This window comes from Neobacillus sp. Soil_C_43 (assembly GCF_057656715.1).
The window spans coordinates 158,196-181,526 of record NZ_JBDGJV010000007.1 but is presented as its reverse complement, the minus strand read 5'-3'; the positions used below and the strand labels follow the sequence as shown (position 1 = coordinate 181,526).

The following is a 23,331-nucleotide window of genomic DNA, read 5'->3' as shown; positions in this document are numbered from 1 at the left end:
TTTTTTCCTATCGTTTTCATTTAGCAGGGAAAGTATGCACAGGCAATTTTATGTCCTTCTCATCGGGCTGGATAAACTCATAGTTCTGCGGCAAGAAATAACTCGTTCCGCGTTTTGCCCCAGTGAAAGGGAGTCCAAGTGCTCGAAGCATGTTCCCTGCAATATAAGTTGATCCTATATGTAAAAACTCTGCTACTTGCTTTCGAGTGATCGTTGGTCCAAGCAAAAGAAAATAATCATCAACAGCGGGATGATGGGCTGTTTTTGATGAAAAATGACAACTTGAACAGTGCCAGCTTCCCGAATAATACGTCATGGTAGAAATATGATCCTTGGGGCAAATAACACCCGTTTTAATTTCATCTTTGGAAATATTATACGTTTGGAGAATATCTGGTATAAGAGGCTGATTGTGCGTTAATAGGAGATTTACTAATTGAGTGAGATTCTTTTTGCTAAAGCGGGGTTTCTCATATTTCTCTTCTAATTCCTGTAGCTTGTCAATGCTGGATTCCGCATAGATTAATTCTTTATAAATTTGTTGATTATCTGGCGTGGTTTCTACCAACGTGGAGGTTTTACTGATGACAACTAGTCTTTCAATTGGCAGTCCTTTCATCTGTACCTTTTCTAGCCAATTTATGAATTGCATCCTTTGCCGTTTTACCTGAAGAATCGGATTTGGGATACCTTCCTCTTCATTATTGAACTCTTTTGTTACATGATTAGTTTCTTTGTTAAAAATTAATCTTCTCGATATATTTTTCACTTCTGCAATTAATGCGAATGACTGCGAAACGATTAGGACGTCCATTTGAAACGCTTTTTTATCCTTTAGCCTTAGTCCGTGGAAGATATAGTATTGGTCCTCTGGTAAAAACGATAAATAATAGCTAAACTCCTTCTCTCCGTAGTATCCCTTCAACCAAGCTCGCAGGTCTTTTTCGATTTTAGGCCTCATTGGGTGATTTTTCGGTAGTCTGCGGAGCAGAGCCATACACTGTAAAGCACTAATAGGCAATTTTAATGGTAAAACAATCATTCCTTCACCTCATTTACTAGATTTACTGGTAAATTCTTTTAAAAAGAGTCATTTCCTGCCTAGGATTTAAGGACAATATGTGAATTTTTATAGATCAAATGTTCGTTATATTGATTACAATTGTGCTTATTTGAGTTTTGTGCGTTTTACGGGGTGTTTTGTGCTAAACTTGATAGGTTTTGTGCGAAAAACTTATGGTTTTGTGTCAATTTTACAATGTTTTGTGCCATTTTCGAGGTGTTTTGTGCACTTATACAATAATTACCAGAATTCAACCCAAAAACAAATAAAAAAAAGCCGAACAACGTCGGCTTTTCTCCAATTATCCTTATTTCGTTCCAAACAAACGGTCACCGGCATCACCAAGGCCTGGTACGATATAGCCATGGTCATTTAATTTCTCGTCTAACGCTGCGATATAAATATCCACGTCCGGATGCTCCGTTTTCACCGCTTCCACGCCTTCAGGTGCAGCAATCAAACACATAAATTTGATATTTTTAGCGCCGCGCTTTTTCAAGGAGTTAATCGCTTCATTAGCAGAACCGCCTGTTGCTAGCATTGGATCGACCACGATGAAATCACGTTCTTCCACATCGCTTGGAAGCTTTGCATAATATTCAACTGGCTTCAGTGTTTCTGGGTCGCGGTATAGTCCGATGTGACCTACCTTTGCCGCTGGAATTAACTTTAAGATTCCGTCAACCATTCCGATCCCGGCACGCAGGATTGGCACTAAACCAATTTTCTTCCCAGAAAGAACCTTCGATTTTGTTTGGCACACGGGTGTCTCAATATTGATATCTTCAAGCGGCATGTCCCTTGTGATTTCAAACGCCATTAAAGTTGCCACTTCATCAACCAATTCGCGGAATTCCTTTGTTCCTGTGTCTTTATCACGTATGTAAGTCAACTTATGTTGGATCAGTGGATGGTCGAAGACGTATACCTTTGCCAAAAAAATCGCCCCTTTTTTAAAAAATTTTCAAATACTCCGTACTATTTTACAGAAAAAAAATACAATGAGCAACTTACAGCTCAATTTCAATTTTTTCAGAAAAAAGACTGACTCGTGATGAGTCAGCCCGCTATCCTATACAGTCATTAAAATTCGCTCTACGCTCTTCAAATCCTCAACACTGTCAATTTCGAAGGTGTCTGTTGGTAATAGTCGCTTCTGATAGACGTTTACTTCAGAAATATTCATTCTAACAATATCGTCCCAGTACATTTCACTAAAGTCACCGGACTCGATTACTTCCGTCAGCTTGCCGACAATATATTCGCCATCTTCCTGATTCCAATAGGAGATACCTGACAATATATATTCGTTTTCACCGTCACGAACATCGACAGCCGTCACTTTACCCTCTTCATTTGTTTCAACTACCCATTCACCATGAAAGTGATCTTTTTGAATTGAAAAATAAAGGGACGTTTTAGGTTCGACTTCAACTACATTACGGTTCAAGAACACATCGCCTTCTAATATATAAGCATCTGGGAGCAGTTCTTTCACTAAATACATTGTATAGATATTGTTATATTGATCATATTTGTCATTATGAATCAATTGAACACCATACTTCTCTACCAAGTAATTGAACTTCTCCCCTAGGTAACCTGTGACGATATATATTTCAGTCATTCCTTTGTCTAAAAGAAACTCAATTTGCTTTTCCACCATCGGTTTGCCATTGACTTTGACTAATGCTTTTGGTGTGTCATTCGTTAGCGGTCTTAAGCGTGTGCCCATTCCTGCTGCTAAAATAATTGCTTTCATCTGCCTCTATGCTACCTTTCTTCCCAAGTCGGGTTCCTTGTTATCAACTACGACTGTTAGAATCGCACCTACCATAATGAACACGGCAAAGACAATATTCTTTAAGGAGAAATCTCCACCTAAGAAGATCACATCTAAAAAGATGGCAAAAGCTACATAGGAAATATTCGTTGACATTGCACGAACTGGACCAATCAGCTTAATCGCCTGGTAATAGAATACATAGGAAAGCGTTCCAAACAAGGCAATTAGGCCAATAAACCAAAATGTTTTCGTTGATGCCACTTGAACAGTAAGGGAGTGACCCACAAAAATTGGGATAATTAAGACAGCAAAGATAATCCCTGACGTTAATTGTCGAATGAAAAGAGCTTGTAACGGGCTTACTTCATCGTCCTTCATCCCGTAAGCCGAAATCACTGACTCCATTCCCCAACCAAAAATACAAAAGATAATGAAAATCAAACCAATCGATACAGACGTACCGGTAATTAAGTTTCCTGAATAGCTTAATGCAATCGTAAAGCCAATACTTACGAGCAAACCAATCCAGTTTTTCAAAGAAAGTCGATCTCGTAAAATTAAGAAGGCAAACAATGCGCCGACGGCTGGAAAAATAGATGAAATCGAGGCGGTAAATGACGCTCCGATTTTCTGAACAGATAAGACATAGAACGTCATCCCAACTGGTCCCCCAAGTGTTGCGGCCAATACTACCCACAGTCCACTTTTCGTTTTGAACTTTCTAAACGATTCACCAAGCTCTCCTCTTACTGCCATTAAGATCATCATCCAGATAGATGAGAAGGCATCATGTAAAAAGGTACTTAATAATGGTGCAGCCAAAACAATATCACTAAATTTTAAAAACGTTGTGGATGATAAAGCATAGCCAATTAAAATCGTATCAATTGCCCAGGTTAATCCTGCACCAAGTCCGAAGGCAACGCCTTTTCCATTAAATTTTTCCACTATTTTCAATCCCCTTAAATTGAGTTTGGTATTCCTGTAAATTGCTTTGTGCACGAGTAAAACGATTAAAGGCGTAGGAACCAAAATCTTCGCCGCCCGCTTCCTTCATCAATGCCCAAATCGTCCATAAGAAATCAAGAAAAATTTTATTCAATAATAGCTGTTGAAGATTTTCTTTCGTCACATTGTTATTGAAGTATTCAAGCAAGAAAAGCGTTTCCTGTACTGGAGATAGCTCTGCTTCAATGATATAGGCCGCTACGTCCCAAAGCGGATCATTCATGCCGGAAAACTCCCAATCAATCAGGTACATTTTCTCTTCTCCACTTTTGACGAAGTTTTCAGCAAGTGGATCGTTATGACATGGAACAGGCTGAACGTTCAAGGATTTGTAGAATGCCTCCAGTTCAAGTACTTGTTTCTTTACTTCATCATGGCCTTCAAATAATTTTCCGTTTAACTCAGAAAGAATATTTTCATATTCCGTAATTTTCTCGAACACATCAAAGCGGGAGCTGAAGGTTTCTCCTGATGTATGTAGGGTGCTAAATACTCTCGCCACCTGCACCAGGTTGTCTTCCCGTGTACCGGTTTTTGGATTCAGGGTTTCTGCATTCGGGATAAACCGAACAATTTTCAACCCCGTGTGTTCATCAAAGTAAATGACCTCTGGATTAATGCCAATACGGCAAGTAATCTCCGAGTTAATCTTTTCATCGAGCCTATTAATATAATGCTCGGTACCCTTGCCCGGTATCCTTGCAGCAAATTCCTCGGTGCCAATTGTTACTTTATAATTCCGATTGGTTAAGCCCCCTAACGCTTCTACAGAGGTAACCACATCCACACTTATATTCAAGGCATTCGCCACAACGAGTTTCAGTTCTCTCTCTTTAAACTCAGCCTCTTTTGTTTGAAGGAAAGGATAAATTCTATCCACTACCTTGAAATGATGTTGATAGCTATCAATCTCCGCCCAAACTAGGTCGGCAATTTTCAAGTATCCTACATCTATTTTCCGTGAAACATCGAATAGTAAGTATTCGTAATTTACAAACGGATTTTTATTTTTCTCAAATAATCGAAGCATTTCCATGAAGACGTCATAGGAAAATTTCGTAACGCCTGTCATTTCTCCGTCGATTCGGTTTAGCTGATGAATATCCTTGGAGATTTTAAACAGGTGGTCATTCTGAATCTCAATGAAAACCTCATCACCTAAGCCACTTTCTTTTGTTACCAAGATGCATTCCCGTTTTGGATGGTTTAACAGCTCAGTCACTGCTGTTTCTTCAATTAATATATCATCCTCAATGAGAATAAAATCATCCGTGATCAAGTCCTTTGCCATTGCCAGTGAAGACATACTTCCTGTCCAAAGGTATCTTGGGTTTTCAACAAACTGCACATTTGCTTTCCCTTTTAAAAATTCTACTTCTGCAAACGCCTCTTTTTTATAGCCGGTAACAATGATTATCTTTTCAATGCCGTTTTCTTCTAAGATGCGAATGTTCCGCTCCAAAAGAGTGGTATCCTTAATTGGAAGCAAACAAGCCGGAAGGTCGAACTCAGCTTTTTCACCAGCAGCAAGGATTACCGCTTGCTTGACCGTTTTTGTTTCCGTCCTATGCAGGCTTACTTTCATTTGATGGAGGTTGTCTACTTCCTCTTTCAAATAATCGATTCCTGATTCTGTAATATAATATTTGTGTTTATTTCCTGTTTTTTCAATACTAATTAGGTTATTTTCAGCTAGCTCATTTAAGGTATAATTGACTTTGCCAATCGAAAGGTTACATTCGTCAGCCAATGATCTTTGGCTAATTTCTGCATTTTTCGAAAGGACTTCTAATATGCGAAATGTATTCATCCTGCCTCTAACTCCTTACGTGTTCAATTTTTGAACATTAGAATCATATCATACAGCTGAAAATTTGTATATATTTACTTTTCAGTTTTTGACAGAATTTTATGTAAATGCTTTTTTGTAAAAAAGCATTGAATTTTATCTACGCTCCCTCAATATTATTCTAATATCAACTATGTGCATTTTTAGGCATAAAAAAAAGACCTTCTTTGTGAAGGTCTTTGTACTTTTTAGTATTCTGGATAGAGTGTAAATTTACTTGTTAAGGCTTCTACGCGCCCGCGTGCTTCTTCTAGTTTCGCTTCATCTTCATGATTTTTCAAAGTGAAGGCGATGATGGATGCAATTTCGTCCATATCCTCTAGACCAAAGCCTCGGCTCGTTACTGCTGCCGTACCGATGCGAATACCGCTCGTTACGAATGGGCTTTGCGGATCAAATGGAATCGTGTTTTTATTAACGGTAATACCGATTTCATCAAGTACTTTTTCAGCTACCTTACCAGTTAAGTTAAGCGACTGTACATCCACCAATAGCAAGTGGTTGTCCGTACCGCCAGACACTAACTTCAAGCCTTCTTTTTGTAAGCTATCCGCTAAGCGCTTGGCATTGGTAATGATGTTGCCAGCGTATTCTTTAAAGCTGTCCTGCAGTGCTTCACCGAAAGCAACAGCCTTTGCCGCAATCACATGCATAAGCGGACCGCCTTGAATGCCAGGGAAAATCGACTTATCAATCTTCTTGCCAAATTCCTCTTTGCAAAGAATCATTCCGCCGCGTGGACCACGCAATGTTTTGTGAGTAGTTGTCGTTACAAAATCTGCGTATGGCACTGGGTTTGGATGCAAGCCTGCTGCAACAAGACCAGCAATGTGAGCCATATCGACCATGAGGTAGGCGCCCACTTCGTCGGCAATTTCACGGAACTTCGCAAAATCGATTTCCCGTGGGTAAGCACTTGCACCCGCCACAATCATCTTTGGCTTATGCTCAAGTGCTTTTGCACGAACATCTTCGTAATTGATGCGGTGTGTCACTTCATCGACACCATATTCAACGAAGTTATATTGAATACCGCTGAAATTGACTGGGCTGCCGTGTGTTAAGTGACCGCCGTGGGATAAATTCATGCCAAGCACTGTATCGCCCTGCTTAAGAACGGTGAAGTAAACCGCCATATTGGCCTGTGCACCAGAGTGAGGCTGCACGTTTACATATTCCGCTCCGAAGATCGCTTTCGCACGTTCACGTGCTAAATCTTCCACAACATCGACATACTCACAGCCACCATAATAGCGACGGCCTGGGTAGCCTTCTGCGTACTTATTGGTTAGAACAGAACCTTGTGCTTCCATGACTGCTTCACTTACAAAGTTTTCTGAGGCAATTAATTCAATTTTAGACCGCTGACGACCTAATTCTTGTTGGATCGCTTGAAAAACCTGTTCGTCGGCTTGAGACAAATGCTTCATGATATTTCTCCCCCTTTTATGTATGCAAGCGTAAAAAATTTGAAAATTCCTTATTTATTTTAACACGTTTTTTCTCTATGTGAAAAAATAAGTTGAGCGCACGCTCGAAAATTTTTTCACATTCCCCTGTTGTCCAGACACTTACGAACAGCTAGAATTCGCTTTCGTCCGTTCATATACTGCTCTCGCACCACCAATCAGCTTTGGTCTCGTCTTTGCTAACGTGACATACGCCTCTCCGACAAGCTTTTGTGTGACGCGAATCGGCACCGCTACATGCTTCAAATGCATGCCAATCAACGTATGCCCAATATCCATTCCCGCATCGGCCTTTACGAATTCCACTACCACTGCATCGTTTAGCTGCTCAAATGCATAGGTAGCCATAGCACCGCCCGCTTTACGGACCGGGACCACGGAAACCTCATCGAATCCGCGTTGTTCGGCGACAGACCGTTCTACAACCAACGCCCTGTTCAAGTGTTCACAGCATTGGAATGCTAATTGAATTCCAGTTTCTTCCTGCAATTTTTTTAATTGGCGAAAAATCATTTCGGCTACTTCAAGGGTTCCAGAGGTACCGATTCTCTCCCCGATCACTTCGCTTGTGCTGCAGCCGATCACCAACAACTGCCCCGGCTTAAACGAAGCTTGCTCCTTGAATTCCGTTACTATTGTTTCTAATTGTTTTTCCCATTCCTGAATCATTGGACCCGACCTTTCTTTTTGGCTATGTTATCATTCATTGTTGATTTTCGTGTAGGTATGAGAATCATAAGATGAGAAATTCCCTCTATTGTATAAAAAGTAAGCTTAATAAGCAGAAATAAGCGAAAAAATTCCCCTTAACTGCTCTAAAATAAGACAAAATCAACGATTTGGATCAAATAAACGGAAAAAGTACCCTTATTTTTAAGGAAATAAGGGTATTTCCCAATTTAAGAGGAATTTTTCCCTTTATTTTTCAAACACTGTGAAAACAACATAGTTTTTAGAAAGTATACGTCTTTTAAAGCCAGCTTCATTTTAAGCAAAACTACGCCTCACTTAGGAACAGCCTGTCATTTACGCCTGCTTATTTTCGTATTCCGTAATTTTGCCTACTCGATTGGAGTGACGGCCGCCTTCAAACTCACCAGTCAACCAGATTTCTGCAATATCGCGTGCAAGTCCTGCCCCGATGACGCGTTCGCCCATGGCAAGCATGTTTGTATCATTATGTGCTCGTGTCGCTTTCGCACTGAAGGTGTCATGTACAAGTGCACAACGGATGCCCTTTACTTTGTTTGCAGCAATGCTCATACCAATACCTGTTCCGCAAATCAAAATGCCGCGGTCAAACTCACCGCTTGCGACCTTTTCTGCCACAGGCAGGGCATAATCTGGGTAGTCGACAGATGTTTCGCAATCACAGCCAAAATCAACGTATTCAATCTGTAATTCCTCAAGCAAGCTGGTAATTTCCTTGCGAATATTGACTCCGCCATGATCTGATGCTAATGCTACTTTCATCTTAAAAGCCCCCTATTTTTGTCTATTTCTTGGTTCTTTAAAATTTGTCTGTTGATTTCCGCTCCAGGAGCGAGCGGTTCGTGGGTGTTTCGGCGAGCCTCCTCGGCGCTTGCGCCTGCGGGGTCTCCCCTGAACCATACTCCCACAGGAGTCTTCGCTCCTTTCGCTCCAATCAACAGGGGATAAAATCACACAATATACTTTAACATAGTCTATTTCTTCTATTAATTTTGACATACTGCACCAGAAATATAAAGGGCTCTCTTAAAAAAGAGAGCCCTTTGGCACAACTAAGGTTTTAATTTTTCAATTGCTTTATCAATGAGTTGGTCGAGCTCACGAAATGTTTCTTCATAGATTGGCAGGCTTCCGCCGTATGGGTCGACAACATCGTGATTATACTTTTCTCCTGTGAATTCTTTTAAAGTAAACACCTTCATAATGGCATTCGGATATTGCTGTTGAATCGCATACTTATGGGAGGAGGTCATCGTTAAAATCAGATCAGCCCATTCCACCTCTGCCGTGGTCAACAAACTCGACTGGTGGTTATGCCGAATGGCGTTATTCCCGAGCACCGTTTTTGCATGTGAGGATGCCTCATTGCCGGTGGCCGCATATATGCCAGCCGATTTGACTTCCATCCCAGCGAGGTTCTTGCTTTTCAAAATGGCTTCGGCCATAGGACTTCTGCATGTATTTCCCGTACAAACAAACAAAATGCGCTGCAATGTGTCTGCCCCCTTTCCTCTATTATAGGCTCTCTTTAACTTGCCTGTTGATTTCCGTTCCAGACGCTTCGCTTTCCGCGGGCGATCCGGGAGCCTCCTCGTCGCTTCGCTCCTGCGGGGTCTCCCGTGACCCGCTTCTCCCGCAGGAGTCTTCGCGCCTTCCACTCCAATCAACAGGGTACCATATCAATATGAGCCTTCACATATCCTTATTATAAACACTTTACCAAGTTTCCAACTTACTTACCGATAGGTGATGGCTTGTTTGCCCATTTGTACCCAGCCGCGTTTGAAGGCGCTGATCGTTGCCTTGCGGTTTTTGGTTACAGATAATGGGTCATTGAAATAGATATATTGGCTGTCATAGCCTGTCACAAGAACGCTGTGTTCCTTATAGGTAATGGATACTTTTCCGGTAGGTGTATTCCACGTTTGCCAATACTGTGATGGAACAGTATCAAAATACACATTATTGATGACCCACACCGATTTCCCGTTATTTAAATGCTTATAAATCTCTTCAAAATTGGAACCAGTCAAATCAACGACGCGACCTGGCAAATATTGATTTGCCAAATCAGCAATTGGTCCGTGATAAACAGCGAGACCCGGCTTGCTAAAGGTGTACATATCACCAACAAATCCTGAATACGGATTGCCGAAGTACACTTGTCCATTTGTTTTTGAATAAGGTGTCGGGTCCTTTCGCACTTGAGACGCCAACGTCATTTTAGACACGCTTTTCCCCGCATCCATCAACATCATCGCCAGCGACGTAACCTCACAGCCGCGCGGAAGTTCCGGCATTTGTGCTACAAGAGGAATATCGAGCACAACCGAGGAAACTGAACCGCCTGTCCCCAGATAGTAACGGTCTTTACCACTTTGAATCCAGCTAGATTTTTTCATAGAACCATCTGTATTGAGATAGTACCACTTTCCACCATCATAAAGCCAACCAGTCGCCATCGCCCCACTTGAACCAAGGAAGTACCATTTGCCGCCAGTATAGACCCAGCCTTTTTTCATCGCACCATTACCCGCTAAATAATACCAGCGGTTATTGTCCTTCAGCCAGCCGGTTACCATTTGACCAGAGCCAGCCAAATAATACCAAGACCCAGCGTCAAACTGCCAGCCTGTCTGCATTTGCCCGCTTTGTGCAAGCAAATACCATTTACCATTGTCATACGCCCAACCGGTGGCCATGGCGCCCGAACTTTTTAGAAAATACCACTTGTCATTCTCCAATAACCAACCCGTTTTCATGGCACCCGTTGAATTTAAATAATAGCGACTACCGTTATCGTTGATCCAACCGGTTTGCTTTTCTCCATTTGGGCCAAAGAAGTACCATACGCCAGCTTCCTGAACCCAACCAGTAGTGGCTACCGTTATTTCCATTGCATATGTATGAATCCCATCATCAACACTAATTGTCAGGAGGCTGTTTGCAGGCTGCTTTACCACACCTACCTCAAACTTCCCCTCGCTATCCGTTTGATTGGAACCAAGGAGGACTTCCTTATTTTTCACTGTAACGGTGGCATTTGGGATTGTAATCCCTTTAATCACCGTCGTCTGATTCGTTATTTTTTCCACCAGTTGAATTTGTTGCTGTTCATTTGCACTTATCCTTGTTTCAGCAAAAGCTAGATTTGGAAAAATAGCTTGAGTGATAACGCCCAATGAAATACATAGATTCATCCAAAATTTCCGCTGCAACCTGTGTCCCTCCTCAAAAAACGTCTCATCTGCTTATTTAATAGATTGGTATGTTAAAAATTTACCAACTTCTATTCTACCATAATTGAGCCGTAATTTTGAAAGAGTTACCTCATTTGTTAGGAAATACCTACCATAATGGAAGGATCAGTTTTAAGCCGAACGCAAGTAAAATCGCCCCACCAAGAGCTTCACTGTAGTTGCCAAGCCAGCCTTGTACCTTTTTTCCTAACAGCAAGCCTGCCCAGGTTAGTACCGTGGCCATGATTCCAAAAGAGATTAGCACAAGCACGATTTTTGCCCCGTAAATCCCTAATGTCAGACCCACAGAAAAACTGTCGAGACTAACACTTAAAGCAAATAAGAGTAAGCCGAAACCAACCGGCGTAATGACTTTTTCGTCTCCTTTTTTCAGGCTTGCCCAAATCATCTGCAATCCGAGAATGATGAGTAAGAGTCCGCCAATTAAGCTGGCAAACGTGCCAAATTTCTCTGATAAAAATTTACCGGTTAGTAGACCCACAAGCGGCATCCATACATGGAAAATTCCAATGGTGATCCCAATTTCGAAGATTTTCCTCAGCCGCAGTTTGTACATCCCCATCCCAAGCCCCACCGAGAAGGCATCCATGCCTAGTGCAAAGGCCATGATCACTAATGTAAGTAATTCTCCAACTAATTCAGACATTCTGTCCCCGCCCCCTTGGACTAACTAACCTAAGCATATGCACGTCCAAACCAGTTTAGAAGTCACTAGGGAGAAATTGGAGCTCTGTCTAAATGAAAAAAAAGCACCGGGATTAATCCTGGTGCTTACTCGGTAATCAACTTATTTCCTGCTGCTTTTTGCAGGCGGTTCATGATCGCATGTCCTACACCTGAACTTGAAAATACTTCACTATAAATGATATCCACATCGGTCTCGTTAAATCGACGTAACGTATCATATAGTGCCGTGGCCACCGTCTCCAACTCTGCCCGTCTTCCGCAGGCGAACACCACATCGGCATGGTAGAACTCCACATTCTCCACTGTCGTTAACACCCCGACCCGCAAACCTTCCTGCCGCTTTCCTTCTACTAAACGTTGCAGAAATTCTCTGGTGCCTGACACCATATAAAGCGGTGCGTTCGGCGCATAATGGCGATATTTCATTCCCGGTGCTTTTGGTTTTGCTGCCTCATCGGTTAACGCCGGGTCGACTCGAACGTCACCAATCACTGCTTCAAGCTGCTCCTTGGTAACACCGCCCGGCCGTAAAATAACTGGAACTGATTCCGTGCAATCGATCACCGTCGACTCCACACCCACCCCGGTCGCACCGCCATCGAGCACTCCGGCAATTTTCCCATTTAAATCATCCATCACATGCACGGCATTCGTTGGACTCGGTTTGCCTGAGCTATTGGCACTTGGTGCTGCAATCGGCAAACCGCACACCTTAAGCAGCGCCAATGCCACGGGGTGATCCGGCATGCGAACCGCAACCGTCGCTAAACCAGCAGTTGCCTTCTCCGAAAGAACGCCTTCTTTCTTTTTAAAAATAACCGTCAACGGTCCTGGCCAAAAAGCATCCATTAGAATCTCGGCCTTAGCAGGAATCTCCTCTACAAACCGGTTCAACTGTTCCCGGTCTGCAATGTGGATAATTAACGGGTTATCACTTGGCCGTCCTTTCGCAGCAAAAATCTTCGCTACCGCTTCATCACTTTCGGCATTCCCACCCAAGCCATACACTGTCTCCGTCGGGAGGGCTACCACCTCTTTTTCCCGTAAAAAATGAGCTGCATCCACAACTTGTGGATTATTTACGAGATTATCCACATACTTATCCACTTTCCAGACTTTTGTGTTCATAGTTATCCACCTTTATCGTAACTGAGCCTTTTATCGAAATTTGGCGAATCTAGGCACCTTGGCTCAGATTTTTGAACGAGTACGTTTGAAAGTATAAAAGAAGGTGGGTATAAAAACAAGGTTTATCCACAAATTGTGTATAAGTTTCCGAAAAAAGTGGATAACTTTGTGGATATATCCACATTTATAAAGAGAATTTTAAGAATAACGAGTTATCCACATTTAAAACGTGTCGAATGTGCTCTGATTGATAAAATCCTTCTGGTAATTCCTCACGAACGACCCGTTGAAAGCCCATTAATTCAAAAAACGGAAGAGCCACACTTTTATTTGTTGCCAAAAATAAGCTTCTCATTCCCTTTTCTTTCGCTAATTGCACCATTTGATCAAAAAGGACGAAAATTTCCTTATCTGCTTGTCCAGGAGACACGACCAGCGAACGCAGCAACCCATGTTCTTCAAATCCCTCCATGCCAAGCGACCCCCGTAACGATCCGTCCTCGTTTTCTAGCAGTAGAAAATGATCAATGGTCTCACCATTTAGTCCATCCGTCCCAAGCCCCGCCCGTGAAAGGAACTCTCTTACATTTCCTAAATCCTCTTTATTTGCTCTACGAATTAATGCCTGCATCTCTCTTCCACCTCATTCATTTACTTTTTCTACTCTATTAATATGAATAGGTAGGAAAAATAGAACAGTCCTATTCCGGGAATCTAGTAAATTTTTTCGCAACAAGAAAAGCGTAAGCGCCTCGATCAGCCCCGACAGGCAAATGTTCTTCGGCAAGAAAAGTCCGCCTTTTGACTTTTATTGCCGAAGGTTATTTGACCCGAGGGGCTAGGCGCTGGAGCTGGACAATTCTCGAAGTCGAATTATACTTTCCTATAATGAAAAAACCAGCTCCTTCTAGAAACTGGTTTAGTACATGAGCTTTTCCCACATTTCCACTACGAAGAATTTCACCTTTACCGGCTCTTCATCTTCTTCTGTGTACACAGGTGCATTTTTCTTCACTTGCTTTTTCGTCTTCTTTTCTTCTTTCTTAACTGCTTCCTTTTCTACCACAGCCGTTTTTTTATGTTCGACTACCTCTTGCTCTACAGCCGCTGTAACTTTCTTATGATCAACCAACGCTTCCACTTCTTTATCCTGCTTTACCTCCGCTTTCGGCTCCACTTCTTTATCTGCTGCCATCTCAGCCTTCGCCGTTTTCTCTTCCTCAAACCCGTTACTCACTGCCACACCATTTGAAAAATCAAGAAAGCATAATGGTGGATAAAGCACGCACCACCAGTTCGCTCCTTCACCCTCACCAAGAGTAATCAAGATCGCTTGATACTCGCCTGCTGGATATAAAAACTGTCCATATAGCTTCGTTGGAAACTGTACCTTGCCAAACTCTACTTTTACCGACTGATCCGAACCTTGCTCACGTACGGTTCTTTCCGCAATCTCTTGAATTTCTGGAAGCTTCGAATTGATGACCGTTCTTGCTTTTTCCATTGATGTTAAATCCTGAACCCACAGGGTGATCTGCGCATTCACCGCATCCCGTACCTTGCGCTTAATCGCTTGGTCTGATTCGAAATCACTATTTGCTAGAATTCTGAGGCGAATCGCCTCCCCCGGAATCACAATCGACTCCTTTGCTGCAGCTTCCGTCTTCGGCATATATAAACTTAGGATTGTCCCTAACGATAAAACCACTAAATATCCCCAAACTACTAATTTGCTTCTCATCTCAGCACCGTCCCTTCGATATCTTCATTGTGGACAGATTGCCAGAATCTTAAACTAGTAAAATGATAAAAAATGCTATTTTTTCATAAGAACGACGAGTTGCTAAACCGTAATTTAGGGCTCGTAGACACTTCCTATGCGACCTTTTCCTTTATCCAACTACATCTTCGGGTTCATAGACACTTCCTACGCGACCTTTTCCTTTATCCAACTGCCTTTTCGGGCTCATAGACACTTCCTATGCGACCTTTTCCTTTTTCCTACTACCTTTTTGGGTTCATAGACACTTCCTACGCGACCTTTTCCCTTATCCAACTTACATCTTCGGGTTCATAGACACTTCCTACGCGACCTTTTCCTTTTTCCTTCTGCCTTTTCGGGCTCATAGACACTTCCTACGCGACCTTTTCCCTTTTCCATCTGCCTTTTCGGGTTCATAGACACTTCCTACGCGACCTTTTCCTTTATTCAACTACCTTTTCGGGCACGTAGACACTTACCATCCCTATCCCTTTCATTGTCAAGTCATCCTTTTGTAGAGTATAAAGATCCTCCTTAAAACAAAAAGCTCCGAGGCATTATGCCCCGAAGCCGATTTCCGCAAACACCATTCGGTCCTTGCCGTTAATATCATTGACCACTTCTACCTTCACATTCGAGAACGCTTTTCGAAAAAGCTCCGCTACCGCTTCGCCCTGACCGGCCCCAATTTCGAAACATACTAACGCGCACGGCGCTAGTACCTGTGGGAGCTCCACCATAAAGCGCCGGTAAAAGTCCAAGCCGTCCTCCCCAGCAAACAACGCACGATGAGGCTCATGCTCCGTTACCACTTCCGACATCGTCACAATATCACCAGTCGGAATATACGGCGGATTTGACATCACCACATCAAACGCTCCTCCGATAAACGGCTTCAGCAAGTCACCTTGGAAAAACTCGACGTCCGCCTGTAGTCGAAGTGCGTTTTCCTGCGCCACCTTCAACGATTCTTCAGCAATATCAGAAGCAAAAACCGTTAGTGCAGGCTGTTCAAGCTTCATGCTAATTGCAATTGCACCACTACCGGTACCAATATCAATGAGCCTAATTTCTTGTTTTTCACTGAAAAGTCGTTTGATTCGCCGAAGAGTTCCTTCCACCAACTCTTCCGTCTCCGGCCTTGGGATCAGTACCTCTTCATTCACAATAAACTCACGTCCGTAAAAATCCTCCGAACCGATAATGTATTGCACCGGAACACCCGCAACATGCTCACGGACTGCTTTTTCAAAGACTTCCCACACACCTGGAGCTAACTCATCGCGGATATTCGCGAACAGCTGCGCCCGTGACATACCACTGAAATGACGAAGAAGCAGCTCCCCTGCATTCTCATCACGGCCATTCTCAACTAAAAAAGAAGAAGCCCAATGAAGAGCTTCAAAACCTTTTTTATTCATTAGATGCACTTTCCAGTCTTCTCGCTTGGTCATCCATAACTAACGCATCGATGATATCATCAAGCTTACCTTCCAAGATTTGATCCAGCTTTTGAATCGTTAAGCCGATTCGGTGGTCAGTCACTCGGTTTTGCGGGAAGTTATACGTACGAATCCGTTCAGAACGGTCTCCCGTACCAACGGCAGATTTACGTACGGAATCATACTCAGCTTGTGCTTCCTGCTGATACTTATCATAAATACGCGCACGTAAGACTTTCATCGCTTTATCCTTGTTTTTATGCTGCGATTTCTCATCCTGAATCGAAACAACGATCCCGGTTGGAATGTGTGTTAGGCGAACGGCTGACATGGTCGTGTTAACGGACTGTCCGCCGGCACCGCTCGAAGCAAACGCATCAAAACGGATATCTTTATCATTGATCTCTACTTCTAATTCCTCTGCTTCCGGCAAGCAAACAACGGTTGCCGTCGACGTATGAATCCTGCCGCTTGATTCCGTTTCCGGAACACGCTGAACACGGTGGGCACCGTTCTCATACTTCAATTTGGAGTATGCGCCCTGACCATTGATCATAAAGCTGATTTCCTTGTATCCGCCAAGTCCAGTTGGGCTGGCATCAAGGAGGTCAGTTTTCCAGCCCTGTGCTTCCGCATAACGGCTGTACATGCGATATAAATTACCAGCAAACAAAGCCGCTTCATCTCCGCCGGCAGCCCCGCGGATTTCAAAAATAACGTTTTTGTCATCGTTCGGATCCTTTGGAATAAGAAGAATCTTCATCTTGGCTTCTAGTTCTTCGATTTGGGCTTCTAGCTCGTTCACTTCTTCTTTTACCATTTCACGCATTTCGGCATCGAGCTTTTCTTCAAGCATTGCCTTCGCATCCTGAAGCTGTTCGCGAGCTTCTTTATATTCACGATACGTTTGTACAGTCTCTTGTATATCAGATTGTTCTTTTGAATATTCACGAAGTTTTTTTGAATCATTAATAATTTCTGGGTCGCTCAAAAGTTCATTCAACTTTTCGTAACGATCTTCCACAGATTGAAGACGATCAAACACAGCATTCACCTCGAGTTTTAGTCCATAACATTCTAATTATAGTATAGGTGAAAACCGCAGTCAAAACCAATTTGCGGGAAAAAAATTTTTGTAGCTCACTTCTACTAACCTAGTCTGTTGATTTCCGCTCCAGGAGCTTCGCTTTCCGTGGGTGTTTCGGCGAGCCTCCTCGGTGCTAGCGCCTGCGGGGTCTCCCCTGAACCATACTCCCACAGGAGTCTTCGCTCCTTCCGCTCCAATCAACAGATGCCAAAATCACCAATGAGTTTAACAAAGCCATATAGTTAAAATTTCACCTAAAGATAGTAACTCATGACGATTAGTTCTCCCTTTGGTCCCATTCTTCTTACGCCTTCATCCACAAATCCGCATTTTTTGTATAAAGCTTGTGCGGCTTCGTTTTTCAGATTCACCGCTAATACAAGCTCATTGATTTCACTAAAGTGTTCCTTCACAAAGCCAGGTAATAGCTTGAGTGCCTTTGTTGCGTAGCCCTTTCCAAGGTGGCGGGAATCGGTTGAAAAAGCTCTAATTAATATCGCATTCTTATTATCAGAGTATGGTTCCACACCCTCATTTTTATGTAAATCAAAATACGTAACCAGCTGTTTTTCATCCATTGCCAAGATGGAATAGCGGTCCACATCCTCTTGGGAAAGCCGGATACAATCTAATGGCTTCCCTGTAAAACGCAATTGATCTTCTGTTATTTGATATTGTTCGATATCTTGTTTAAATCCCTCATTATAAAAATAGAGCTGCATCCGGAAATCCCCTCTCCAAAGGAACGTTTGTTCTAATTTTATCAATCCCAGTAAAAAAATACAAATAAAAACATGCCCTAGAATCAGAGCATGTTATCTTCGGTCTTCTTTTACACGAACTTCGATATTGTAGCGCGGTAGAGCTTGTACAAGTTTGCGGTGGAGACGTGCTTGTGCGTCCATTCTTTCTTTATCAGAAAGCATGCCCTTTTTATAAACAGACACCCACATACGGTCCCCATTAATCCAAACAGAATCAGTGACAAATTCATTTGTCTTAGCAATCACTTGCTTTGCCTTGTAAGTGTCATTACCGGTATTTTTTCCGCCACCAGCTTCCGACCCACTTCCCGTCCTCTTTAGGTCAAGGAAATTTGGATTTTGGTTCGTGATATCATCTTCCACTAAATGCCGCTTATTTTTGCCGCGGTCTGACAGATTGTTAGGATGATTTTTGTCGTTGCTGCTGTTGCTCATATTATCCACGATGTCTCGGTTTGGTGTGGACATATCATCGAAAGTATCCGGATCATCCGCATTATTACGGGTGCTGGACATAAAGTTTGGGGCCGTGCGGTCTTTCTTCAAATCATAGGCCTCTTCATTCGCGCCGCGGTTGCTCTGACAACCACTTACTAAAAATAACATTGTGATGGATAGAAACATCCACTTTTTCAGCATCTTACACCTCCCATTACTACTATCATGCCCGTCTAGAAGGTGAAGTTACGTTGTGAATTCCTTCCAAAGCTTTACCTACTTTGCTTGGCTAGAAACAATGGAGAATCTCTTTTCTCCTGTCCACTTTTTACCGTTATCATCGATTTGGATGGTGGCCGTATAGTCCCCTTCCATTTCGAAGGTAGCGACTCCCGAATAAACACCGTTCGATGTTTCTTTCATATCCTTCATGGCAATATCTCCATGACTCATCATGTGCATATTTAAATCCGCACGAACCTTCGCACCAGTTACCGGCTTCCCCTCGCTGTCCAGGACTTTAATTTGAATGGTCGAAGACTGTTCAGGTGAAAACGATTTAGGGGTCAGTAGATCTATTTGAAAATCATTTGAGCTGCATCCCGACATCAAAATCATTAAGAAACAGACGAACAAAAAAGCAAATTTTTTCATCCACCCACTACCTTTCTGATGAAAAATCTTGTTACTATACTATCCCCATATTAACGCAAAAAAGAGCCAGGACCTCATCCTGAACTCTTAATTCTGGGGACAGTCCCCCCGTGCTTTAAAGCAGTGGGGGACTGTCCCCACTAGTTGGTTGCTTCTTCTTGTAACACCGACCGATAAGAAGCTGTTTTTGGTACTTCGTGATGGTGACGGCAGCGTGGCTCGTATGCCTCGGAAGCGCCAACCAAGATTACCGGGTCATGGTATGATGCCGGACGTCCGTCAATCAAGCGCTGTGTGCGGCTAGATGGTGAACCACAAACCGTGCAAACTGCCTGAAGCTTTGTTACTGTCTCGGCAATCGCCATTAACGCAGGCATTTGTGCGAACGGCTCGCCACGGAAATCCATATCAAGACCAGCACAAACGACGCGGTGCCCGCTATCTGCTAGCTGCTGAACTACCCGGACAATTCCTTCGTCAAAAAACTGCACTTCATCAATCGCGATAATATCCATATCTGCTTCTACATGATGAAGAATCTCTATAGAATGGGAAATTGGCTTCGCATGAAAAGAAGAGCCATTATGGGAGACTACGGATTGTTCACTGTAGCGATTATCAATTTTCGGCTTAAACACAGCGATTTTTTGCTTCGCGAATTGAGCCCGTCTCACACGACGTATCAATTCCTCTGACTTTCCAGAAAACATACTGCCGCAGATAACCTCAACCCATCCGGTTTGCTTCATTAAATACATAAACGGCATCTCCTTCCTAAAAAAACGAACCCTTTTTTAACGATACTTGTCCAAACTTTCCTATGTATCGCTGATCTATATTAAACAGAACTCTGTTACCTTCTTATTAGTATCACTTTACCCTATATCGACCTAACTAACCAGCCGCCGGCAAGTGAATTTTCCTATTTTTTTCAATAAAAAACAGGCAAGCCGACTTTCTTCTTGCCTGTTTTGAGCGATTATTGTTGCTGTTGCTTAAGGCCGTATTTTTTGTTGAAACGGTCAACACGTCCGCCAGCTTCAGCGAATTTTTGACGACCAGTATAGAATGGATGACATTCTGAACATGTTTCAACACGGATCTCATTTTTAACAGAACCAGTTTCGAATGTGTTACCACATGCGCAAGTCACCGATACTGTTTTATAATTTGGATGAATTCCTGCTTTCATTCTTTTCATCTCCTTCCGCCCTGAATCTTTCGAAACAGAGTTATATAAGGTGCTTGTCTTTCAACAGGCACTGAATTACTTAAAACACACTGCACCCATTATAACAAGGGTACCCTTTTTTTGCAAGTTGGGATTTGCTGGCTTTTTTGAACACATCCTGTTGATTTCCGTTCCAGGAGCGAGCGGTTCGTGGGCGTTTCGGCGAGCCTCCTCGGCCAAAAGCGCCTGCGGGGTCTCCCCTGAACCGTACTCCCACAGGAGTCTTCGCTCCTTCCACTCCAATCAACAAGTTGCTTGTCCAATGTGTAATGTATTTACCTACGACCGTCTTGTTTTTAGCTCTTCCCCAAGTTGGGCGAAAAATTCTTCGTTGGACTTTGTTTGGCGTAGTTTTTTCAGGAAACGCTCGGCAAAGTCTGGTGAATCCGACATGGATTTTCTGATCGCCCATAGTTTATCTAAATGATCTTTCGGAATCAGCAATTCTTCCTTACGCGTTCCAGAACGACGGATATCAAGCGCAGGGAAAATACGGCGTTCAGCCAGACCACGGTCAAGGTGAAGCTCCATGTTACCTGTTCCTTTAAATTCTTCATAAATGACATCGTCCATACGTGAACCTGTTTCCACTAGGGCCGTAGCAAGAATCGTCAAGCTTCCGCCCTCTTCAATGTTACGAGCCGCACCAAAGAAACGCTTTGGACGGTGGAACGCCGCAGGATCAATACCACCAGACAGCGTACGTCCGCTAGGTGGAATGACAAGGTTATAGGCACGAGCCAGACGTGTAATGCTATCCATTAGAATCACGACATCGCGCTTATGTTCCACTAATCGCATCGCACGGTCAAGCACGAGCTCGGCCACTTTAATATGATTTTCAGGCACTTCGTCAAACGTCGAGCTGACAACATCCCCCGCAACCGAACGTTCAATGTCGGTTACCTCTTCTGGACGCTCATCGATTAACAAAACAATCAGTTCAACATCTGGATGATTTGTCGTAACGCTGTTAGCGATTTCTTTTAACAGCATCGTTTTACCAGCCTTAGGTGGAGCAACGATTAATCCCCTTTGACCAAAACCGACCGGCGCCACGACATCCATGATTCTTGTAGAAAGATATTTTGGAGTTGTTTCGAGCTTCATTTGTCTGTCTGGATAAAGAGGTGTTAATGCCGGGAAGTAGACTCGTTCCTTTGCAGATTCTGGGTCTTCTCCGTTCACCGCTTCTACATGCAGCAAGCCATAGTAACGTTCATTTTCCTTCGGAGGACGAACCTTACCAGAGACCTTGTCCCCATTACGCAGGTCAAAACGGCGGATTTGGGATGCTGAAATATAAATATCCTCTGAGCTTGGCGAGTAATTAATCGGGCGTAAGAATCCGAAACCTTCAGATTGGATAATTTCGAGAACACCTTCCATGAAAAAGTACCCCTGTTGTTCCGCACGAGATTTTAGGATGGCAAAGATTAATTCTTTTTTTGTTAATTTGCTGTAGTAAGTTACTTTAAATTCGCGAGCAAGCTCGTAAAGTTCCTTCAGCTTCATATTTTCTAAACTTGAAATTGTTAAGTCCATTAGTACACCACACTTTTGAATTTTTCCATCAAATCCGCTTCTTTTCCATAGCGGGAGATCTTCCTGTTAGATAGTAATGAGATTAGAGGAATTGATGATTGAAGTAGAATGGAAATGAATAGAATTGCAGAAATTAAAGATAATAAAAACAATTACTATTTTACCCTGTGAATAAAAAATTAATCAACTAAATTTTTTGTTAGAAATATAAGGGTGCCTGACACCAAGTCGAATTGGTGCCTGACACCAAGTCGAATTGGTGCCTGACACCCGTTGCAGTTATGTCTATTTTACGGCTCTGTTACAGTTGATTTCCGCTCCAGGCGCTTCGCTTTCCGTGGGCGTTTCGGCGAGCCTCCTCGGCGCTTACGCCTGCGGGGTCTCCCCTGAACCGTACTCCCACAGGAGTCTTCGCACCTTCCGCTCCAATCAACAATTTCTATAAAATAATTTATTTAATTACTAGGTTTGGTTTCTTTTTCAAGCTGTGACGGCCTTCGATGAAGCGGACTGTGCCTGATTTTGCACGCATGACGACTGAGTGTGTAGAGCCGTATGAGCCTTTGAATTGAACGCCGCGCAGTAATTCTCCGTCTGTAACACCGGTTGCTGCAAAAATAGCATCGTCACCCTTAACAAGGTCTTCCATACGAAGAACACGGTTCACGTCTAATCCCATTTTGATACAGCGCTCAAGCTCTGCATCATTTTGAGGCAATAGCTTACCCATGATTTCACCGCCAAGACATTTCAAGGCTACCGCTGCAATAACACCCTCAGGCGCACCACCGGAACCAAACAAAATATCTACGCCAGTATTATCAAACGCCGTATTAATGGCACCTGCGACATCACCATCATTGATCAACTTGATTCTCGCACCTGCTTCACGAAGTTGGGCAATAATATGCTCATGACGTGGACGGTTTAAAACCGTTGCAACTACGTCCTCGATATCCTTGTTTTTCGCTTTTGCTACAGCCTTTAGGTTATCTAAGACAGAGGCATTAATGTCAACCAGGCCAACAGCTTCCGGACCGACAGCGATTTTTTCCATGTACATATCTGGGGCATGAAGTAGGTTGCCATTGTCAGCTACTGCTAAAACGGCAAGAGCATTCCAGCCACCTGACGCTAAAATGTTCGTTCCTTCAAGCGGGTCAACAGCGACATCCACACGCGGACCATAGCCTGTACCAAGTTTTTCCCCGATATAAAGCATTGGGGCTTCATCCATTTCCCCTTCACCAATTACAACGGTGCCTTTCATTGGAACCGTGTCAAAAACATCACGCATGGCTGTTGTCGCTGCACCATCTGCCTCGTCTTTTTTCCCACGACCCATCCAACGTGCTGATGCCAAGGCAGCTCCCTCTGTAACGCGGACAAGCTCCATCGTTAAACTTCTTTCCATCGATTCCCATCTCCCATGTTTTCGTTTGTTTTA

Annotated in this window: 23 protein-coding genes; all 23 read right to left on the bottom strand. The window is 43.1% G+C overall.

The annotated features are described in order from the left end of the window. Positions 1-16: 16 nt before the first annotated feature. Positions 17-1,042 carry a nuclease-related domain-containing protein gene (locus tag AC3A54_RS11980; protein ID WP_487654625.1) on the bottom strand — a complete coding sequence of 342 codons (1,026 nt, stop codon included), beginning with the start codon at positions 1,040-1,042 and terminating at the stop codon, positions 17-19. Positions 1,043-1,370: 328 nt separating this feature from the next. Further along, on the bottom strand, positions 1,371-2,000 hold the full coding sequence (gene upp, locus AC3A54_RS11975) for a uracil phosphoribosyltransferase (protein ID WP_335526762.1): 630 nt from the start codon (positions 1,998-2,000) through the stop codon (positions 1,371-1,373). Positions 2,001-2,135: 135 nt separating this feature from the next. Continuing rightward, complete coding sequence (locus AC3A54_RS11970; protein ID WP_487654624.1) at positions 2,136-2,825, bottom strand: sugar phosphate nucleotidyltransferase; 690 nt, start codon at positions 2,823-2,825, stop codon at positions 2,136-2,138. Between the two features lie 6 nt (positions 2,826-2,831). Beyond that, complete coding sequence (locus tag AC3A54_RS11965) at positions 2,832-3,797, bottom strand: DMT family transporter (protein WP_335544432.1); 966 nt, start codon at positions 3,795-3,797, stop codon at positions 2,832-2,834. Beyond that, a complete protein-coding gene (locus AC3A54_RS11960) occupies positions 3,784-5,667 on the bottom strand; it encodes a winged helix-turn-helix transcriptional regulator (protein ID WP_487654623.1) in 1,884 nt (627 codons plus the stop codon). The genes AC3A54_RS11965 and AC3A54_RS11960 overlap by 14 nt, the downstream gene beginning before the upstream one ends. A 227-nt stretch (positions 5,668-5,894) precedes the next feature. After that, positions 5,895-7,136, bottom strand: a complete 1,242-nt coding sequence (glyA, locus tag AC3A54_RS11955; RefSeq protein ID WP_487654622.1) for a serine hydroxymethyltransferase — start codon at positions 7,134-7,136, stop codon at positions 5,895-5,897. Between the two features lie 141 nt (positions 7,137-7,277). Continuing rightward, the gene (locus AC3A54_RS11950) at positions 7,278-7,844 is read right to left on the bottom strand and encodes a TIGR01440 family protein (RefSeq protein ID WP_487654621.1); all 567 of its coding nucleotides are present in this window, start codon (positions 7,842-7,844) and stop codon (positions 7,278-7,280) included. 357 nt (positions 7,845-8,201) lie between these two features. Next, positions 8,202-8,648, bottom strand: a complete 447-nt coding sequence (gene rpiB, locus AC3A54_RS11945; RefSeq protein WP_487654620.1) for a ribose 5-phosphate isomerase B — start codon at positions 8,646-8,648, stop codon at positions 8,202-8,204. A gap of 290 nt (positions 8,649-8,938) precedes the next feature. Next, a complete protein-coding gene (locus AC3A54_RS11940; protein WP_487654619.1) occupies positions 8,939-9,379 on the bottom strand; it encodes a low molecular weight protein arginine phosphatase in 441 nt (146 codons plus the stop codon). 243 nt (positions 9,380-9,622) lie between these two features. Continuing rightward, complete coding sequence (locus tag AC3A54_RS11935; RefSeq protein WP_487654618.1) at positions 9,623-11,104, bottom strand: C39 family peptidase; 1,482 nt, start codon at positions 11,102-11,104, stop codon at positions 9,623-9,625. A 130-nt stretch (positions 11,105-11,234) separates the two neighbouring features. Continuing rightward, the gene (locus tag AC3A54_RS11930) at positions 11,235-11,792 is read right to left on the bottom strand and encodes a manganese efflux pump MntP (RefSeq protein ID WP_487654617.1); all 558 of its coding nucleotides are present in this window, start codon (positions 11,790-11,792) and stop codon (positions 11,235-11,237) included. 125 nt (positions 11,793-11,917) lie between these two features. Next, positions 11,918-12,961, bottom strand: coding sequence for an L-threonylcarbamoyladenylate synthase (locus AC3A54_RS11925; protein ID WP_487654616.1), 1,044 nt, complete (start codon positions 12,959-12,961; stop codon positions 11,918-11,920). Between the two features lie 184 nt (positions 12,962-13,145). After that, positions 13,146-13,592 carry a GNAT family N-acetyltransferase gene (locus AC3A54_RS11920; RefSeq protein ID WP_309857553.1) on the bottom strand — a complete coding sequence of 149 codons (447 nt, stop codon included), beginning with the start codon at positions 13,590-13,592 and terminating at the stop codon, positions 13,146-13,148. 288 nt (positions 13,593-13,880) lie between these two features. Next, positions 13,881-14,702: a stage II sporulation protein R gene (gene spoIIR / locus AC3A54_RS11915; RefSeq protein ID WP_487654615.1), complete on the bottom strand. Its 822-nt coding sequence runs from the start codon at positions 14,700-14,702 to the stop codon at positions 13,881-13,883. Between the two features lie 578 nt (positions 14,703-15,280). Beyond that, on the bottom strand, positions 15,281-16,144 hold the full coding sequence (gene prmC / locus AC3A54_RS11910) for a peptide chain release factor N(5)-glutamine methyltransferase (RefSeq protein ID WP_487654647.1): 864 nt from the start codon (positions 16,142-16,144) through the stop codon (positions 15,281-15,283). Further along, positions 16,137-17,210: a peptide chain release factor 1 gene (gene prfA, locus AC3A54_RS11905; protein ID WP_308081805.1), complete on the bottom strand. Its 1,074-nt coding sequence runs from the start codon at positions 17,208-17,210 to the stop codon at positions 16,137-16,139. The genes prmC and prfA overlap by 8 nt, the downstream gene beginning before the upstream one ends. Before the next feature lie 296 nt (positions 17,211-17,506). Further along, positions 17,507-17,974: a GNAT family N-acetyltransferase gene (locus AC3A54_RS11900; protein ID WP_487654614.1), complete on the bottom strand. Its 468-nt coding sequence runs from the start codon at positions 17,972-17,974 to the stop codon at positions 17,507-17,509. A 93-nt stretch (positions 17,975-18,067) separates the two neighbouring features. After that, positions 18,068-18,655 (bottom strand): hypothetical protein, encoded by a 588-nt coding sequence (locus tag AC3A54_RS11895; RefSeq protein WP_487654613.1) that lies wholly within the window; start codon positions 18,653-18,655, stop codon positions 18,068-18,070. 75 nt (positions 18,656-18,730) lie between these two features. Then, positions 18,731-19,108: a FixH family protein gene (locus AC3A54_RS11890; protein ID WP_487654612.1), complete on the bottom strand. Its 378-nt coding sequence runs from the start codon at positions 19,106-19,108 to the stop codon at positions 18,731-18,733. A 140-nt stretch (positions 19,109-19,248) separates the two neighbouring features. Next, the gene (locus AC3A54_RS11885; protein WP_308081801.1) at positions 19,249-19,866 is read right to left on the bottom strand and encodes a thymidine kinase; all 618 of its coding nucleotides are present in this window, start codon (positions 19,864-19,866) and stop codon (positions 19,249-19,251) included. Positions 19,867-20,087: 221 nt separating this feature from the next. Further along, the gene (rpmE, locus tag AC3A54_RS11880) at positions 20,088-20,300 is read right to left on the bottom strand and encodes a 50S ribosomal protein L31 (protein WP_308081800.1); all 213 of its coding nucleotides are present in this window, start codon (positions 20,298-20,300) and stop codon (positions 20,088-20,090) included. A gap of 318 nt (positions 20,301-20,618) precedes the next feature. Further along, positions 20,619-21,884 carry a transcription termination factor Rho gene (gene rho / locus AC3A54_RS11875; RefSeq protein WP_308081799.1) on the bottom strand — a complete coding sequence of 422 codons (1,266 nt, stop codon included), beginning with the start codon at positions 21,882-21,884 and terminating at the stop codon, positions 20,619-20,621. A 451-nt stretch (positions 21,885-22,335) separates the two neighbouring features. Next, positions 22,336-23,298, bottom strand: coding sequence for a class II fructose-bisphosphatase (gene glpX, locus AC3A54_RS11870; protein ID WP_335544445.1), 963 nt, complete (start codon positions 23,296-23,298; stop codon positions 22,336-22,338). Positions 23,299-23,331: the final 33 nt, after the last annotated feature.